Annotated in this window: 14 protein-coding genes; 5 read left to right on the top strand and 9 right to left on the bottom strand. The window is 46.2% G+C overall.

Translation table 11 applies throughout. The features are described from left to right. Window positions 1-339: 339 nt before the first annotated feature. The 4 genes from QUA27_RS21880 to QUA27_RS21865 form a co-directional block, all read right to left on the bottom strand. Window positions 340-741 carry an MgtC/SapB family protein gene (locus QUA27_RS21880; protein ID WP_333070456.1) on the bottom strand — a complete coding sequence of 134 codons (402 nt, stop codon included), beginning with the start codon at window positions 739-741 and terminating at the stop codon, window positions 340-342. A gap of 103 nt (window positions 742-844) precedes the next feature. After that, complete coding sequence (locus QUA27_RS21875; protein ID WP_333070455.1) at window positions 845-1501, bottom strand: hypothetical protein; 657 nt, start codon at window positions 1499-1501, stop codon at window positions 845-847. A 244-nt stretch (window positions 1502-1745) separates the two neighbouring features. Further along, a complete protein-coding gene (locus QUA27_RS21870; RefSeq protein WP_333070454.1) occupies window positions 1746-2711 on the bottom strand; it encodes an N-acetylglucosamine kinase in 966 nt (321 codons plus the stop codon). A gap of 201 nt (window positions 2712-2912) precedes the next feature. Then, entirely contained in the window at window positions 2913-3269 is a 357-nt protein-coding gene (locus QUA27_RS21865; protein ID WP_333070452.1) for a zinc ribbon domain-containing protein, read from the bottom strand. Window positions 3270-3484: 215 nt separating this feature from the next. On the opposite strand from QUA27_RS21865, the gene QUA27_RS21860 reads away from it, so the two are divergent. Together QUA27_RS21860 and QUA27_RS21855 are read left to right on the top strand one after the other, a co-directional pair. Further along, window positions 3485-3811, top strand: coding sequence for a phasin family protein (locus QUA27_RS21860; RefSeq protein WP_006634797.1), 327 nt, complete (start codon window positions 3485-3487; stop codon window positions 3809-3811). Between the two features lie 278 nt (window positions 3812-4089). After that, window positions 4090-4677 carry an FKBP-type peptidyl-prolyl cis-trans isomerase gene (locus QUA27_RS21855; protein ID WP_333070450.1) on the top strand — a complete coding sequence of 196 codons (588 nt, stop codon included), beginning with the start codon at window positions 4090-4092 and terminating at the stop codon, window positions 4675-4677. 94 nt (window positions 4678-4771) lie between these two features. Here the strand turns inward: QUA27_RS21855 and QUA27_RS21850 are convergent, their stop codons facing one another. From QUA27_RS21850 to QUA27_RS21835, 4 genes are all read right to left on the bottom strand, one after another. Then, complete coding sequence (locus QUA27_RS21850; RefSeq protein WP_333070447.1) at window positions 4772-7387, bottom strand: replicative DNA helicase; 2616 nt, start codon at window positions 7385-7387, stop codon at window positions 4772-4774. 166 nt (window positions 7388-7553) lie between these two features. Further along, entirely contained in the window at window positions 7554-8012 is a 459-nt protein-coding gene (gene rplI / locus QUA27_RS21845; protein ID WP_006634794.1) for a 50S ribosomal protein L9, read from the bottom strand. Window positions 8013-8255: 243 nt separating this feature from the next. Continuing rightward, window positions 8256-13355, bottom strand: a complete 5100-nt coding sequence (locus tag QUA27_RS21840) for a PAS domain-containing protein (protein ID WP_333070444.1) — start codon at window positions 13353-13355, stop codon at window positions 8256-8258. Between the two features lie 21 nt (window positions 13356-13376). Further along, window positions 13377-13586 (bottom strand): hypothetical protein, encoded by a 210-nt coding sequence (locus QUA27_RS21835; protein ID WP_333070442.1) that lies wholly within the window; start codon window positions 13584-13586, stop codon window positions 13377-13379. A 388-nt stretch (window positions 13587-13974) separates the two neighbouring features. On the opposite strand from QUA27_RS21835, the gene QUA27_RS21830 reads away from it, so the two are divergent. Next, a complete protein-coding gene (locus QUA27_RS21830) occupies window positions 13975-14814 on the top strand; it encodes a glycosyltransferase family 8 protein (RefSeq protein ID WP_333070440.1) in 840 nt (279 codons plus the stop codon). 2 nt (window positions 14815-14816) lie between these two features. Here the strand turns inward: QUA27_RS21830 and gloB are convergent, their stop codons facing one another. Further along, window positions 14817-15590 carry a hydroxyacylglutathione hydrolase gene (gloB, locus tag QUA27_RS21825; RefSeq protein ID WP_333070437.1) on the bottom strand — a complete coding sequence of 258 codons (774 nt, stop codon included), beginning with the start codon at window positions 15588-15590 and terminating at the stop codon, window positions 14817-14819. A gap of 224 nt (window positions 15591-15814) precedes the next feature. Here gloB and QUA27_RS21820 point away from each other — a divergent pair, with 224 nt between their 5' ends. Together QUA27_RS21820 and galE are read left to right on the top strand one after the other, a co-directional pair. Beyond that, window positions 15815-16018, top strand: a complete 204-nt coding sequence (locus QUA27_RS21820) for a hypothetical protein (protein ID WP_190659093.1) — start codon at window positions 15815-15817, stop codon at window positions 16016-16018. Between the two features lie 200 nt (window positions 16019-16218). Continuing rightward, a complete protein-coding gene (galE, locus tag QUA27_RS21815) occupies window positions 16219-17220 on the top strand; it encodes a UDP-glucose 4-epimerase GalE (protein WP_333070435.1) in 1002 nt (333 codons plus the stop codon). Window positions 17221-17222 lie beyond the last annotated feature (2 nt).

Raw genomic sequence — 17222 nt, 5'->3', positions numbered from 1 at the left:
AAAAAGCCTAAATTAATACCAAGTTAATCAGGATTGGTGAAACCATATATTTTACAATTGATTTAGGATTGCTATATATCAATTCCGGTTGCACTCCTTGTGATAGGTTTGAGCCACTTTTTCACTAACTTGAAAGGTCTGGCGGGGAGGATAGCCAACAATTTATGATAAGTGATTAACTCGACTAGGTATGAAAAAGCTAATATTATTTACCCTCGATTAACCGCAATCAAATTGGTTAGTAGTGAGACCGTGAACCTTCATCAAACGAGTTGGTAATTTCGGCGTCACTAGCAACATTGTAAGGTTATTTTGCCAAATTTAATATACTCAATGAAACTATTTCCTACGACTCCGACGCTCTAGCTCTTTTATTACTCTCAGAACAAACAGCGACATTAAAGCGCCAATCAATGCCAGTTGCCACAAGCCGCATCCTGCCGCAGTTCCTAAAGCTGCTGATACCCAAATAGCGGCGGCAGAGGTGAGTCCGTGAACTTCAACTTTACCTATTTCCTCTTGATTTTGCCGCAGGATTTCTCCACCTCCCAAAAACCCAATCCCGGCAGCAATGCCTTGAATTACGCGCGCTACAGCATCTCCTCCGTTTTCATTTTTACCCATTGCCAGCGGCATTAAAACAAACAGTGCAGAACCCATACTAACTAGCATATGAGTTCTCAATCCCGCTGGTTTGTTTCTGAGTTGGCGCTCCCATCCAATAATTCCGCCAACAAACATGGCTAGGCACAACCTTAACAGTATGCCTAGCCAATTATCGGGAGACCACAAGTTAGCGATCGACAATGTTTTACTGCAAATAATTAATCCGAAGATTCCAATATTACCGGAGTACGATGTCCGATCGCAATCTCACTGCTAAATCTTGTTCCGGGCGAATTACAAGTACGTCAACGCTGCGCCGCCCCAACAATACTCCAGCTAAAGCGCCGATCCCAGCGCCTCCTAATACTTCTTCCGTGGCGATGGCTTTGTCGCCGGTAATGCCTGCTAGTGCTGCTGCTGCTGCTGCACCCAAGGCTGCACCTTGGGCTACTGAACCTGTACCAGCACCTTTTTGGACTCTTTGGGTTCGGGTAATAATTCCTGAATTTCCGTCAATCCGATAGCGTTGGCGGCGGCTGATAATTAACTCTCTGGCAACAAATTGAGTACCACTTTGATTGCCTCTTCTGACAGGTTGCAGTGCCCCGACTATCTGGCTGCCTGCGGGGATTAATACTCTGCCTTGAGGTGTGCGGATGTCTCGCGCTACTGTTAAAGTTAAAGGTGCAGTTTCTTCGCGGGTGACAACTATTTTGTCTTTTTCATAGCTAACTGGAATTACACTGCCCGATGGAATTCGGATGCTATCAAATTGGGAAATTCGTTGTTGAGCTTCTGCGGGATTAGCTACCACTAGGGGCGCACTGGTTCCAACTGTAATGCCCAGTGCGAGGATTGCTGCTGTTGCTGAACGCCATTTTTGAGAAGTAATCATATAAATTGTCTCCTTGCTTCGGTTTTTGTTTACTTAGGAACGCACTACTGCTAAATTTGTTTCTTGTTTCGCATTCATCTGATGTTTTGATTATGGCAGGCTTGAATTCTACCAGTTGGGAAGATAAGGTCGATAATCCAGAAGTTGAAAATTTAGAAAAATCGAGAAAATCGGCAATACAGGGGCGATCGGGAAGATAAGGAAGATAGTCAAAAGTCAGCATTCAACAGTCAACAGTCAACAATTAATTGTTGAGAGCGTTTAAGGCTAACAATCCAGCACCGAAAGCTGGTTCGTATCGGGGCGAGATTACCTTAGCTTTTGGGGCGATCGCACTTATTGCAGCTTCAAACCGACCTCGGCAATTTGCCTCGCCGCCCCACACACCTCCTACGAGCACAATTTCAAATTCTTCTGTTTGGTTAAATAGCGCTGAAATGGCTATTTTTGTTGAATAGGTTAATTCTGCCACAGCATTATTGATAATGCCGTCAGCGACGCGATCGCCTTCTGCTGCGACTCGATCGACTATCGGTGCTAAAGTTGCAATTTCTTTGACTCCCCAACCGCGCCCGTAAACGACTTCTACCAATTCTTCTAGGTTATTGAGGCCTAAATGCTTTTGAAATTTTTCGGCAAGCAGGGTAAAATCTTCGCGTCCGTCATAGAACTTCAAAGCAGCTTGCAAACCCTGAAGGGCGATGTTATATCCGCTGCCTTCATCGCCTAAAATATATCCCCAACCGCCGACTCGTTTAGTTTTCCCGTGACGGTTTTGCCCGAAAACAATCGAACCGGTTCCTGAAATAACGGCGATACCCACTGGATGACCTGTACCGCCAGCAAGTGCGATCGCGCAGTCGCTGCAAATTACTATATTCCTGGGCAAGAACGATCGGGTTACTGGTAAAGTATTTGTCAACTGCAAGTTCTGCACTACAAATTGTACTATTTCACGATCTTTTGGACGCCCGACGCCTGCTAGTCCCAAACCAATTGCTTCTATGTTGAGATTGCCTACAGCCTCGACCTGAGCGGAAAGAACTGCTCGTTCGATCGCCAATTGGATGGATTGTTTTGCTGTCTCAATTCCCAGGGTTTGATAATTTGACGGTCCTGCTTCACCGCGTCCTAAAACAAGGTGGTTGTCATCCATTAAAAGGCAGATAGTTTTAGTGCCGCCGCCGTCGATGCCGAATACGTAGCTCATGAATAATTTAGAGAATAATAGAGCAACCCAGATTAACAGAGATATCTCTATTCTAGGCTTTGTACAATCCGAGTGAACAGAGATGTTGCACCATTGTCAATAAGCCTTTTATGAACAGGCAAGATGCCTGTGAAGCGAGAAAATCTACTCTTTGTGGAACAGGCATCTTGCCTGTTATTGAAAATGGTGCAAGATGTGAGATTAAATCGACAGAGCAATGCTAATAATAATTAAGCCTAATAAAGCTAACCAAACGAGATGGCGCTGACACCAATTTTTGATTGATTGCGGCCAGCCGCTGCTGATATAATGGCTTGTCTGTGGCACAAGTGGCTCAGCTCGATCGTGATAAAGCGTGCATTCTTTGGCAAACGGACGCTGCGGGTAGTTGCAAGTGTCGTCTTCGTGATAAATACAGGTAGGGCAGAGAAATTCTTCGGGTTTTGATCGATAAAGAGGGATACCCGGATGACCGAAAGCTTTGAGGGGGATTTTGCAGTGCGGACAGGCAAGCGCTTGGGCGTCTACAGGTTGGTGACAGCGGGGGCAATCAGGCATAGACAGCAAGGTTATGGGGTAATGTGGTGGGTAGGCTCATTAGCGGGTTTTCCGAACGCCGATTAGCGCGATCGGCTCGCCATCAGGCGGCTGGATGCTCCAAAATAGAAAGGTAGGTGTGCGCTGATGTAACTTTAAGTTTACAGATGGTTTCGCAGCGACAGCAGGCGACCTGAGCCGATCGGGCATGAAAGGGCAAACATTAGGAAAAATCTATGGATAACAATAGCAACTTACTCAAACAACTGGTAATGCTGGGCATTGGTACTACCTCTCTCGTAGCCGAGAAATTGCAGGAAGCTAGCGAGCAATGGGTCAAAGATGGCAAAATCAATCCTGAGCAAGCCAAAACCTTTGTCGATGACATGACTGAGCACCTCAAGTCTGAACAGGGCAATTGGGATACGCAGTTGCAGCGGCAATTGCGGAATATTCTCCAAGATATGGGAGTTCCCCGACAGTCCGAAATGGATGAGTTGCGGGGAAGGCTCGATCGTTTGGAACGTCAGATGCGGGATTTAGAAAACCGTAACTGGCGCTGAGTTCGATCCTCTTCGAGGGCTTCGCTAACGCCCGCAAGGAGTTCGCTGCTATCTTGTGATAAAATTGTCACCCGAAGGCTGAAGGCTAAAAAAGGCACTTATGTAGAAGCCATTTATGTAGAATTACAAACATTCTGACTTCATACTTTTGCCTTTAAAATTATCTGGAATCTGCCGTTTTTTGGTGGAAAAGTTCAGATAACATTTGGTAGTTCTTGTTGTACTAGATGTCTTAGATATCTGAGATATCACGGTTAAAAGTATTAGGAGGATTAATTTTGCGAGGAGTTCTAGTCAGCTTGGGAGTAATGCTGGTTTGCTTTGTGTTTTTGATAGTCGCTCAAATGGGCGGTTCTGGGTCCCAAGCAGTTGCAGCCGAATTGAACAATCTTTTACCAGAGACTGCTATTGAGAAGTTGTCAGCGCAGTCTTTGAATGAAAATAACTTGCTAGTAGCTGATGCTACTTTACCGGAGGTACCAGCTACTATCGCTGGCAATAACATGACTGATAATACTGAGAAAACTGTCACCACAGATTCAGGTCTGAAATATGTGGAATTGAAAGAGGGTGATGGGGCGACTCCAAAAACCGGGCAGACGGTTGTGGTACATTACACTGGGACTTTGGAGGATGGCACGAAGTTTGACAGTTCGCGCGATCGCAATTCTCCTTTTCAGTTCAAAATTGGCGTAGGTCAAGTAATTAAGGGTTGGGATGAAGGTGTCGGTACGATGAAAGTTGGAGACCGTCGCAAGTTGATTATTCCCCCTGAACTCGGTTACGGTGCTCGCGGTGCGGGCGGGGTCATTCCTCCTAATGCTACGCTGATTTTTGATGTGGAATTGTTAAAAATTGCTGGCTAGGTAGGTCAATCTAATTCAACGTAAAACTTTTACGGTGTTTAGAAACCCGGTTTTTTTATTAAGAAACCGGGTTTCTGTGTATGTCCTGGTTGATTTACGATCGCTTCGGAGATGCCAGATTGCGAAAGCAGGTATATTGGGCGTCAAATAATAGTTTGATGATTCCTGTGGGGCCGTTTCTGTGTTTGGTAATAATTACTTCTGCAATTCCGCGATCGGGGGAATCAGGGTTATAGTATTCATCGCGGTAGAGCATAATTACTAAATCTGCGTCTTGCTCGATACTATTATGAGCGTACAATCCTTGTGTAACAAAGTTTTCAACTTTCTCTACCGTTAGATCGTAAACCATTTCTTCGCCGATGAAATGAATTTTTTTTATTTTATCCCAATAGATATCGCTAACAGCAATTTTCAGGATTTCTTCAGATTCTAGAAGAGTAGCTAACTGCATAGCTCGTTCTCGACTGATATCACATTGATAGGAACTGTCGCCACAATAGCGCACGCCCAAACTTGCTTGAATTTGTTTAGTTGTTAAACCCAAACGTTCTCTGGCCATATTAACTTGGGTTCGCCAAACTTGGTTGGGAATTAAATCTCGGTTGGTATTAGCCCCTCCCGCTTTTTCTAGATATATTTTGACTGCGGCTAAACTTTCTTGTTTATAATTGCCAACGGCACCAATCCGATATACAAATTTTTCTAGCTCTTGCTTCCCACCTACCCATACTTGATATTGAGTTCGTCCTTTATTTCCTTGGCCAATGGATTTCAAAGAGGCATTAATATTCAATTTTAATAATAACGCTCGAACTCCCCGCGCTAGTTTTTCGCTACTAGATCCATAGTAAACACTGGGATAGTGGGAATTGTCTTTACTCGTGCGGATACAACCATCCGTTGCCCATAGGTGTCGAAGGAAAAGAGCGATCGATTCTTGCGGTTGGGTAAATACTAAACTGGGAATAAATTTTTCATAGGAACGTAAACCAAATATTTCTAATTGTTCGAGCCATTTAGTAATCGGATTTTTAATATTGGGAGCGAGACTATAACTAGCGGGGAGATAAACTTGATACCAATCGCGTTCCCGTTTAATGCGGGGATTAATTTTATCACCAAATACTTCTCGCGCCAAATGTGCAACTAATTCAGCTAAATCTAATTCTCGCGTCGTGTACTGAATAGTATGTCGGGGTAAAGTACAACCATCACCAATTAAATGTCCTAGTAAAGCTAATTCAGCATGACCCATCGTCTGCACTTCAGTACAAGGAATTGAGCGAGGTGTAGCAATTCGATCGCCTATTTTTAATTCATCTAAACGCTTCCAACCATCTGATGTAAAGAACTTATGATTGCCTGTTGCTGTAATCGAATTTCCCAAGCAAGTCGTCATCTCCCAGACGGGCTTGACTCCAGTACAAAAAGCATTAGTCACCATCGCTTTTTCCTGTTTCAGGGTATCTGAATTTAATCCCCAAACAGCAAAGCCAGATTTGCCGACTAAATCACGGATCGGGACTTCTAATCCACTATCCGCCAGGATAACTAAACTATCGCCACCGAGACATCCGCTTTCTCTCAAATCAGACATCATCGGTCGCTTGTTTGTCCTCGCTTCCACACCCCGACTCAACTGAGATAAGGCAATAATCGGCACGTTGAGTTCGCGGGCTAAACCTTTAAGACTTCTGGTAATTCGAGATAGTTCTTGCACGCGGTTGTCGCTGGTACCTTCCATTAATTGCAGGTAATCTAGCAAGACTAATCCTAGGGTTCCGCCTTGTTCTGCTTGGAGGCGGCGGACTTTCGATCGTATTTCTGTGACGGTAATATTTGGAGTATCGTCAATAAAGAGTGGTAGTTCTGATAAATTGCCAATGGCTGTACTGATTGGTTCCCATTCGTTTTGACTGATTCTACCCGATCGCAACCTGTTACTTTCTATTTTGGCTTCGCTGGACAGGATACGCTGCACTAGCTGTTCTTTCGACATTTCTAAGCTGAAAACGGCAACCGGCAATTTTTGCTGTCCGGCGGCGATGTGGTGGGCGATATTGGTACAAAAGGCTGTTTTGCCCATCGCCGGCCTAGCTGCAACGATGATTAAATCCGATCGCTGAAAGCCTCCTGTCATGGCATCTAAGTCATAAAAACCGCAGGGAATACCGGGAAGTGTCAGGCCTTCATTGCGATTTTCTAGGTCTTGAAATGTTTGGTTTAGTGTTTCGCCGATCGACACTAAATCCTGTTGCGGGCGTTCTTGAGTTATGCTGAAAATTTCTTGTTCGGCGCGGTCTAAGACTGTTTCTAGTGGTGTTGCCGTCTCGTAGCCTAATTGTACTATGTTGTTGCCAGCTTCGATTAATTTGCGGCGCTGATATTTGTCTTCAACTAAAACTGCATATTGGTCGATGTTGACTGCGGAAACTGTGCGATCGACTAATTGTGCTAATTTAGTTAGTCCTCCTACTTGCTCTAACTGGTTGCGGTCGGTTAGCGCCGTTGTTACCGTCATTAAATCGGTAGGTTGACCCTGTAAAAATAGCCCTAATGCCGAGCGATAAATGACTTGATGAGCGGTGATGGCAAAAAACTCCGGTCGCAGCAGTTCGGCAATTCGGGAAATAGCTTCGGGGTCAATTAAAATCCCGCCCAAAATTGCTTCTTCTGCCTCTATATTTGTCGGCATCAAATCGCTCATTAGTCAATTGTTCTCTGTCATTAGTTATTAGTTGCCACTTATTAGTAATCAGTTCTCAATGTCTAAGTTAGCGTAACTCACTTTTCAAGTTAGCAGTGCTTAGTTGTTAGCTAATGACTAATGACTAACAACTAATGACTGATGACTGATGACTGATGACTCTTAATTACATCGGAACAACTTGAATATCAACTTCGGCGGTAACTTCTGCGTGTAGTTTGATTTCAGCTTTGTATGTACCAGTTTGGCGAATTTCGGGCAGAGTGATGCCGCGCCGATCGACTTCTTGACTGGTAGAGTTGAAAATCAGTTCTGCTACTTCTTGGTTGGTGACAGTACCAAAAATCGCGTCAGCTTCGCCAACTTGCTTGGAGATGATAAAAGGCCCAGCCGATTGGAGGGCGGTTTTGCGGACTTCAGCTTGCTGCTTGAGCTCTAGCTGGCGCAGTCTTTCTTCTTCACGGCGGCGTTCTGCTTGCTTGAGAATGCCAGGAGTGGCTCTAAATCCCATTCCTTGGGGTACTAGGTAGTTGCGGGCGTAGCCCGGGGCTACTTCTACTACGTCGCCAGCTTTACCGAGTTTGCTGACATCTTTATTTAAAACTAATTGGACGCGCTTGGCCATGATCGTGGGTTGTGGGGTTTTAACTGCAACTTTTTATAATAGCGAAGTTTGAGGGGCGATCGCAAGGAAGTTCGGCAACGGATGTAACGGATGTAACGGATATAACGGATGGATGTTGAGATTGGAGGTTCTAGGGAAGAAACAGGAATAATATTTTTAACGGGCAAATTCAGTTTGAAATTACGCAAAAAGGGGGTGCTGTAATGAGCCAAATCAACTACAGTGCCATGTATTACGGAGCACTCAGGCTTTATTTTCAAGGCGCTTGGCGGTGATCGATCGCGCTACAGTAGCAACTAACTGGGTCGGATCGATCGGCTTGGCTAAGTGTTTGTCAAATCCGGCTTGTAAAACTTGGCGCTGGTTCCCTTCTCCAGCATAGGCCGTTAAGGCGATCGCCAACAACTGCCGATACTCAGGCGCAAGCTGAGTGCGGATGCGATTTATCAACATATAGCCGTCCATCTGGGGCATTCCGATGTCGCTGACGAGCAAATCCGGTGCAGTTTGTTTGATCGACTCTAGAGCCTCAGCACCAGATGACAGGGAAATCACCTCTGCACCCGCTTCCTCAAGCACGAAAGCGACAAAATCTCGCGAGTCGAGTTCATCATCTACCACCAAAATTCTCAATCCACCTAGCGGCAAGAATGGCATATCGGGACAAGCATCCCCATGACGTTCTTCCTCCTCCTGCCTTCTAGAACCATCATTTAATAGCGGTAATCTCACCGTAAACGTCGTTCCTTGACCTTCTCCGGCGCTTTCTGCAAACACCGTTCCGCCGTGAAGTTGGATCAGTTGGCGGACGATCGCCAATCCCAGTCCCAAGCCACCAAATTTACGAGTTGTGGCGCCATCTTCTTGTCGAAAATGGTCAAAAACATAAGGTAAGAAATCGGGATTAATGCCTTTACCAGTGTCTATGACTTGAATTTGAGCTTGGTGTTCGGCTTGCTCTAATCGAACTTCAACTCGGCCGCCTTCGGGCGTGAATTTAACCGCGTTTGACAGCAAATTCCAGACAATTTGTTGCAAGCGACTTGTATCGCCTACAACTTGGCCGACATCGAGATTTAAAATTATTTTAATTTTAATTTGTTTAGCTTCTGCTGCTAATTGTACGGTTTCCACAGCAGACGGAATAATGCTTGCCAGATTCATCGGAGCGACATTCAATCTGAGTTTTCCTTGCAGAATCCGAGACACGTCAAGCAAGTCTTCGATTAGTTGAGATTGCAGTTTGGCGTTGCGCTCGATCGTCTCAAAAGCCTTGGCACTTTGAGTCGCGCTCAGCTTGCCGCCGACGAGGAGTTGCGACCAGCCTAAAATCGGATTTAAGGGCGATCGCAACTCGTGAGAAAGCACCGCCAGAAACTCGTCTTTAATGCGGTTAGCTCGCTCGGCTTCCGTGCGGGCAGTTTGTTCTAATTGCAGAACCCTATCGCGCTCAGTTTCCACTTGTTTGCGTTCTGTAATGTCGATAACAGAGCCGATATAACCCTCAAATTGTCCCCTTTCGGAAAATCTGGGAGCAGCCGCATCTATCACCCAAGAATATCCGCCATCCTTACGCCCGAGGCGAAATTCCACGCGGTACGATTCCTGGCGTTCGTTGGCGGTCAAGAACGCATTTTTGGCCTGTTCTCGGTCTTCTGGATGCAGCGCGTTAACCCAACCCAATCCCAAACCTGTTTCCTCACTTTGACCTGTGAATTCATACCAGGTTTCGCTCAAGAAATTGCAATAGCCTGTCGAGTCTGTTACCCAGACCATAAAAGGAGCATTGTTAGCCATATTGCGGAATCGTTCTTCGCTTTCTTGCAGCGCTGATAAAGCTTGTTTGCGTTCTGTGATATCCCGACAGACAATCACTCCGCCTGTGATTTCGCTGCTAGTATCAACTACCGGATAACCGCTGATACTGATCCAGCGATCTGCGACATCTTTGCGGCGCACAAATACCTCTACATCATTGACATATTCACCTTTGATTGCTCGGGCTATAGGTAGTTCAGCGTCGGGAAAGAGGGTTTTTTTGTCTGCCATAAATAGTCCGTAAGTTCTCGACCATTTCTCATGGGATTTTTCATTCGATAGCTGACCGAATATCCCCACGGCGGCTCGGTTAAACAACACAAACTGCCCTTGTTGGTTTGCCAAAATTAAACCATCACCAATGCTGTCAATGATGACTTGCAGTAACTTAGTTTGTTCTTGTAGGGCGACTTCCGATCGTTTGCGATTTGTGATGTCGTTGGAGATGCCAATCAAGCCGATGACTTCTCCCGCCTGATTGCGGTAGGGAGCTTTCATTGACACAAATGTCCGAATGCCATCGGGAGATTCTTCGACGACTTCTGTTTGTCCGGATTCCATAATGCGCCGATCGTTGCCCGTGACTGTGGCTCCAAGTTCTGCTATTGGGTATAAATCGCGATCGCGCCGGCCAATTACTTCAGCAGCAGGTTTTCCCAGTACGTCCAGCGTGGCTGGATTTGCATAAATAATCCGTCCTTCTCGATCTTTGACAAAAATTGGCGTGGGCGCTGACTCGTTAATTAGATTCAAAATCGCATTTTTTTGCCGCAGTTCTTCTTGGGTGCGTTTGCGATCGCTAATATCGCTCCAATAAACCGTAAGTCCTTCGGCCGCTGGATAGGCGCTCACTTCTATATACATTTGGAGTGAAGGCGAAAACTCTTCAAACTTGACAGAAACTTGCTCGTTAACGACTCGATGAAATTCTTGATATACCATCGAATTGGATTCTCCCTCGGCGGGGAATAGCTCCCAGATCGATCGACCTAACAAGTCGTTTCTCGATCGAGAAAGCAGTTTTTCAGCAGTGGCATTAACGTAGGTATAGCGCCATTGTGAATCGATTGCCATAAAGGCATCGGTAATACTTTCTATAATATTGCTAACTTGCTGGTTTGCAGCTTGCACCGCTAGTTCAGCGTTTTTGCGCTCGGTGATTCCTTCGGAAAAAATCATGATGCCGCCAATCTCACCGCTGTTGGTTCGCCAAGGGTGAATTTCCCAGCGCACCCAGTCGATCGAGCCATCAGCGCGGGGAAACGGATCTTCTTGGGACATTTCGACTGCTCCCGCCAGACACCGCTGGTGGATTTGTTTCCAACGATCGGGCAATTCCGGAAAGATGTCGTAGTGCGATCGGCCCACAATGTTTTGAGCACCGATCCCATAACTTGATACCCAGCGGTCGCTCACCAGCATATACCGCATCTGGCGGTCAAACATCGCCACTCCCGCAGGCGAATGTTTGACGAACAGCCGCAGTTGTTCTTCCTGTTGCCGCAGCCGATTCTCCGACTGTTTGCGATCGCTGATTTCTTTGAAAAGTAAGGCGACTTTTCGGCTCTGCGGCTCAGGAGTGCGGAACGCCGAAACCTCAAACCAGCGGTTCATGACTTCAGAGCCATGCTCGAAGCGCAAGGACTCCCCCGTCAGCGCGACTTTGCCGTACATCTCAAACCAATAATCTTCGAGTTCAGGAAGCATCTGTCGCGCCGTTTTACCCACAGCTTGTTCGAGTCCGGTTTGTTTGACAAAGGCCGGATTAACTTCCAAAAAGCGGTAATCGATCGGCTTTTCGTTGGCGTCAAACAGCATTTCGATGATGCAAAAACCTTCGTCTAGGGACTCAAACAAAGTGCGATAGCGTTCCTCGGAACGGCGCAAAGCAGCAATAGCTTGTTTCCGCTCGCTAATATCCATAAACGCCGCCACACAGCCACGAACTGCACCCTGCTCGTCAAATAACGGCACCGCATTCACCAACCAATCAAAGGCAACCCCGTCCTCGCGCACCATTTGAATTTCCATATCTCGCACTTGGACGCCGGAAGCCACGGCTAGTTGCATGGGCAGTTGTTCTCCGGGAATTTCTTCTCCGTTGCGGAATCGTCTAAACGGAAGGGCTGCAGCTTGCTCTCCGGTTCCAGAAACATTTGTATCGGGTGGCACTATCAACATCGACTGGGCAAACCGGTTAGCACGAATTACTTGACACTGTGGGTCGTCGGCGATCGTAATACCGACGGGTACAGCATCAAGTATCGATTGCAGTTCATTAACTCGTCGCTCTAGTTCTTGGTTGAGGCGTTGAATTTCTTTTTTGGTAGCTTTGCGTTCGGTAATTTCATGCACCGTTACATTCACGCCCAAAACGCGATCGTCCTCGGCTTTCAGCGGATAGAGACTCAACAGCCAATCCTGTTCTCCTCCCGGCTGTACTGAGTTAGTCCTCCGAACTTCGAGCTGTTTTAGTGGAACTTTAGTTTCAATAACTTGTCGGTAAAGCGGCTCTAAATCATCTGCCATTTCTGGCAAGATTTCGCGCAATGTTTTGCCGACGTGGGCGGCGGCTGGAACTCGGTTAATTTCTGCGAGGCGATCGTTGATGCGGACAAACCGCAACTCGGTATCAAGGAAGCAAAGTCCGATCGGCGCACTAGCATAAATCGCCTCGATTTCTGCTAGTTGTTGCTGCGCTGTTTGCGCTTGTTGAATAAAAGCAGCCCGATCCGCCTTCTGCTCGGTGACATCTTGAAAATAAACGGCAAGTCCCGATGGGATAGGATAAGCTCGTACCGCATACCAAGCATTGAGTGGCGGATAAAAAGATTCAAAACTAACTGTAACTTGGAAGGTGGCGGCGTGGCGATATTCCTGCTCAAACAAACTGCCCACTGATTCGGGAAACTCTTCCCAAATGCTGTGGCCAATCAAATCTTTCGAGGGTCGATTCAGCCACCGCGCCGCTTGCGAATTGAGGTAGGTAAATCGCCAGTCTCGATCCAAAGCAAAGAACCCGTCCGAAATACTTTCGAGGGTGTCTGACAGTTGTGGCGCGGGCGCATTACAGACTGGTTCGGGCTGAGGTTGAGCGATAGGAGTGAAGGTTGTTACTACCGCATAGGGAGTCGATCGATCTCCCTGAAATAAAGGTTGAGAATTGAGCGTCAACCAAATCAATTCTCCCTGTGGCCGATAAAAGCCCATGATGACATTTAAACATGGTTGCCCGGTTTGCAGCGCCACCATCGCCGGATGCGTCTCGCGGGGAAAATCCGAGCCATCTTCACGCACAGTCTGCCACCGACTGTTGATTGAAGTGCATAAGAGCATCTGTTCTGCTGTCATCCCCAACAGATCCTGGGCGTGACAATTGCAGCCCTGAATGCTACCGTCTGCCAATTGCAGAAGCATCCCTACATCGGTTGGCAAAGGCGCGGCTGGGTAGAACACTTTGTTAGAATCCGTTGAAACAGAGGGGTCGATTTTTGCTTGGGGTTCAGTATTGCGTGGGTTTTGCATCGGTTTCTAACAACGCTCATTTTACTTTTGGCAAAGCAAATCGCGATCGATAATAGGGAAATAAGCAGAGGAACTTTTGATTTGAGCAGGGTGACACTTCAAACCTAAGATGGATGTCGATCGTTGTGCGGTAATATCGATCTCTAGACAATTTATTTTATCGTAGAGTCCCACGTCTGAACCAGTTGCGGGATTCAGCACAGGCGACGGGGAATTTTCTGGCTGTTTCAAATGGCAGGTTAGTCCGTCTCATTATTTTTCGCGTTGCTGCATATTACCAATGGCTGTTGCTCGTTTTCGGGTGCGAACAGATGGTACTTGCACACAGATAAATAAGTAGATGAAGCTTGCAAATACATAACCCCTCTCTCGCAGCGAGTGAAACGAAGCAATCGCTCTTGTTATGCCCGCCTTACATTCTGTTACATGGTAAACTTTATTTGCGCCTAACTACTTAGAATCCCCGTTTGTTTGTGTAAATCTAACCGGAAATTTAGGCAAGATTTTGTTCGTCTCAACGGTAAATGGGCGATCGCATTTACCTCAATACAGGGTCGCCTACTTGCTCAATTCCCAACGTTTGTGTCACCTTTGCCGTTCATCTCACAAACTTAATCCTATGCACATATTCACAGCAGCAGATCGCACCTATATTCTCGGGTTAGCAGCACTTCTCAAGTCTGTAGATCTGAATGTTAGCCAATCTGGGAAGGAGCAGGTCAAAATTAGCGTTGTATCTACCAGGATATATTCACCGCAAAAGGAACAGTTACAGAATTGCTGCAAATACCAGATTGAATGGCAAGAATTGCAATCTAATTACGACCAACTTCTTTCGGTATCAGGTTCTAAACTTCCTTACGTTAAATTGGAGCCGCGAAAATATACTAAAGAAACAGAAAGGCTGATTTGGCTCGACAGCGATACGATCGTTCTGGGCAGCTTAAAGCCGCTGTGGAACCTAGATTTTCAAACTCTGCCGATAGCAGCCGCAGCCAACACCTGGGGAAATCCCAACAATTATCAAGATCGAAACCCTTATTTCAACAGTGGTGTTTTAGTTTACAACATGAAGCATTGGGAGGAAGAGCAACTGTCGGAAAAGTTGCTCCAAAATGCTAGAACCCACGTTTGGGGCGATCGCGATCAAGGTGCATTAAATTCAGTTTTAGTGGGAAGGTGGAAGCAATTAGAGCAAATTTGGAATAACCACAAGACTGATGATATGTCAAGTAAAGTGATGCACTTTATGTCAAGACCGAAACCGTGGGAAAGCACTGCCCCCAATCAATTATGGCTTGATATGTTGTCTCAGACACCGTTTAAGGACGAACTGGAAAAAATTCCAAATAAGTTTAAGGGGCTGTCGAGCTTTAACGTAAAATACAAAAGACTTGACAGGTGGTTGAGCGAACCGATACTCAAGTTTAAGAGTTACCTAAAACAACAAAAACGTTAAAGTTAAAATTGGTCTTTCATGCCGCGCAATCGAGCGAAGGTTTGCACTGGATCGCGGGTGTTGGCGGCTGATTGGATGTTGGGAAAATCCCAGCGCAAAAATGGGTTTGTGCTTTTTTCGAGCCCGATCGATGATGGTATTGTAGGTTGCGATCGACTCCGCGCTTCCTTGACTTCGGCGAAGCGCTGCTGTAAATCGGGATTGTGGCCATCCACACTCAAGGCAAATAGCAGGTTGTTCAGCGTGTATTCGTGGGCGCACCAGACTCTCGTACTATCGGGCAAGTTTCGCAGTTGCCCCAGAGAGGCTAACATTTGGGCGGGAGTGCCTTCAAATAGTCGGCCGCAGCCTCCGGCAAATAAGGTGTCGCCGCAGAACAATTCGCCGGTTTCCCCTGGGTTGCTGGGGGGGAAATAGTAGGCGATGTGAGCTTTTGTGTGGCCGGGTACGAAGAAGACTTCGGCGGTTCTGTTGGCAAAAGAAACTCGATCGCCCGCTTGTAAAAACACTTGCTGTCCGGGAATTCTGCCTCTATCTTCTGCGCCACCGTAAACTTTAATTTGGGGAAAGCGATCGATGAGTTCCTGATTGCCACCTATGTGGTCGCTGTGGTGGTGGGTATTGAAAATTGCGGTTAATTCGGCTCCGAGTGCTTGCAGTTGCTCTAATACTGGCTGCGACCGTGCTGGATCGACGACTGCTGCTGTGTGGCGATCGGGGTCGTGCAGCAAGAAAATGTAATTGTCGGACAGTACCGGAAGCCGATAAACCTGCATAGAAAAGTGCCTCTCTCGGAAAAATATTATATAATTAAGTTAGTCTGAACGCTATCCGAAGGCTGATTGCAGATTTATTAAGTCCGCATATCTATCTTGGGAAGTAAAACTCTGATACGTTATTTCTGCTATTGATCCAAGTGATTTACGGTTGGGTACGCAATATTTTTGGGTCAAGAACTGCAATCCACTTTAATTATTTTAGCGTAAAAGCGATCGAATAAATGCGAACATCTCACAACAAATCGAACTTAACAATTTCTCAAAAAGTCGATCGGATTGTAGCGTCTGGTAAGATTACTCGCCGGGAACATTTAGTTTTGACTTCGGCTATCCTGTCAGATGATAAAATTTCAGAAGAGGATCGACATCAGATTAATCGCATATTTGATTATATCCAAATTGGTCGCCTCAAGTTTATCGATTGAATAGAAAGACTTGCACAGTCAGCATCTATCTGGAGTGTAAAAAGCGTTTTTTAGGAGTGCGATCGTCCCGTCTCGCACAGCAAAGCCTATATATTTTGCTTTAATTCTCCGGCTCACGCGGAGCGTGAAAGCGTCAGATGTGGAAGTCTCAAATTAACAAGGCTATTGGCAATCCCAGCTACAAAAACAGGCAGAAGAAAATGAGTGCAGAAAAACAAACTATTTTGGTGACAGGCGGAGCTGGATATATTGGCTCTCACGCGGTATTAGCGCTGAAAAACGCCGGTTACGGTGTGGTGATTTTGGATAATTTAGTTTACGGTCACAGAGATTTAGTAGATCGGGCTTTGCAGGTAGAGTTAGTAGTTGGCGACACGAACGATCGCACTCTCCTAGACAACTTGTTTGCTACGCACAAAATTGATGCGGTAATGCACTTTTCTGCATACGCTTACGTGGGCGAATCTGTTACCGACCCCGCTAAATATTACCGCAACAATGTCATCGGTACTATTACCCTTTTGGAAGCAATGCTCGCTGCTGACGTGAAGAAATTTGTGTTTTCTTCTACTTGCGCGACTTACGGCGTACCGCAGAAAATTCCGCTCACCGAAGACCACCCACAAAACCCGATCAATCCCTACGGTGCTACTAAGTTAATGGTAGAGCGGATTTTGTCTGATTTTGACGCTGCGTACGATTTCAAGTCTGTTTGTTTCCGCTATTTTAACGCGGCTGGGGCCGATCCTAATGGGTTGTTAGGAGAGGATCACAATCCAGAAACTCACTTGATTCCGCTGGTGTTGTTCGCTGCTTTGGGGAAACGAGATTCGATCGCGATTTTTGGCACAGATTACGATACTCCTGACGGTACTTGCATTCGGGATTACATTCACGTTAACGATTTGGCATCTGCTCACATTTTGGGATTAGAATATTTGTTAAATGGTGGCAAATCTGATTTCTTTAACTTGGGAAACGGCGGCGGGTTTTCGGTGAAAGAGGTGATAGAAACGGCTCGTCAAGTGACGGGAAAAGAGATTAAAGCTGTTGAGTGCGATCGCCGTCCTGGAGACCCGCCTGCTTTGGTTGGCAGCAGCGAGAAAGCCATCAAAACCTTGGGTTGGTCTCCAGAATATCCCGACATTAAGAACATTATCTCCCATGCTTGGCAGTGGCATCAAAAACGCCACAGCTCTTAGTA

The sequence above is a fragment of the Microcoleus harperi Pol14_C6 genome (assembly GCF_036701295.1).
Lineage (GTDB): Bacteria > Cyanobacteriota > Cyanobacteriia > Cyanobacteriales > Microcoleaceae > Microcoleus.
This window is presented reverse-complemented; position numbering and strand designations above follow the sequence as displayed.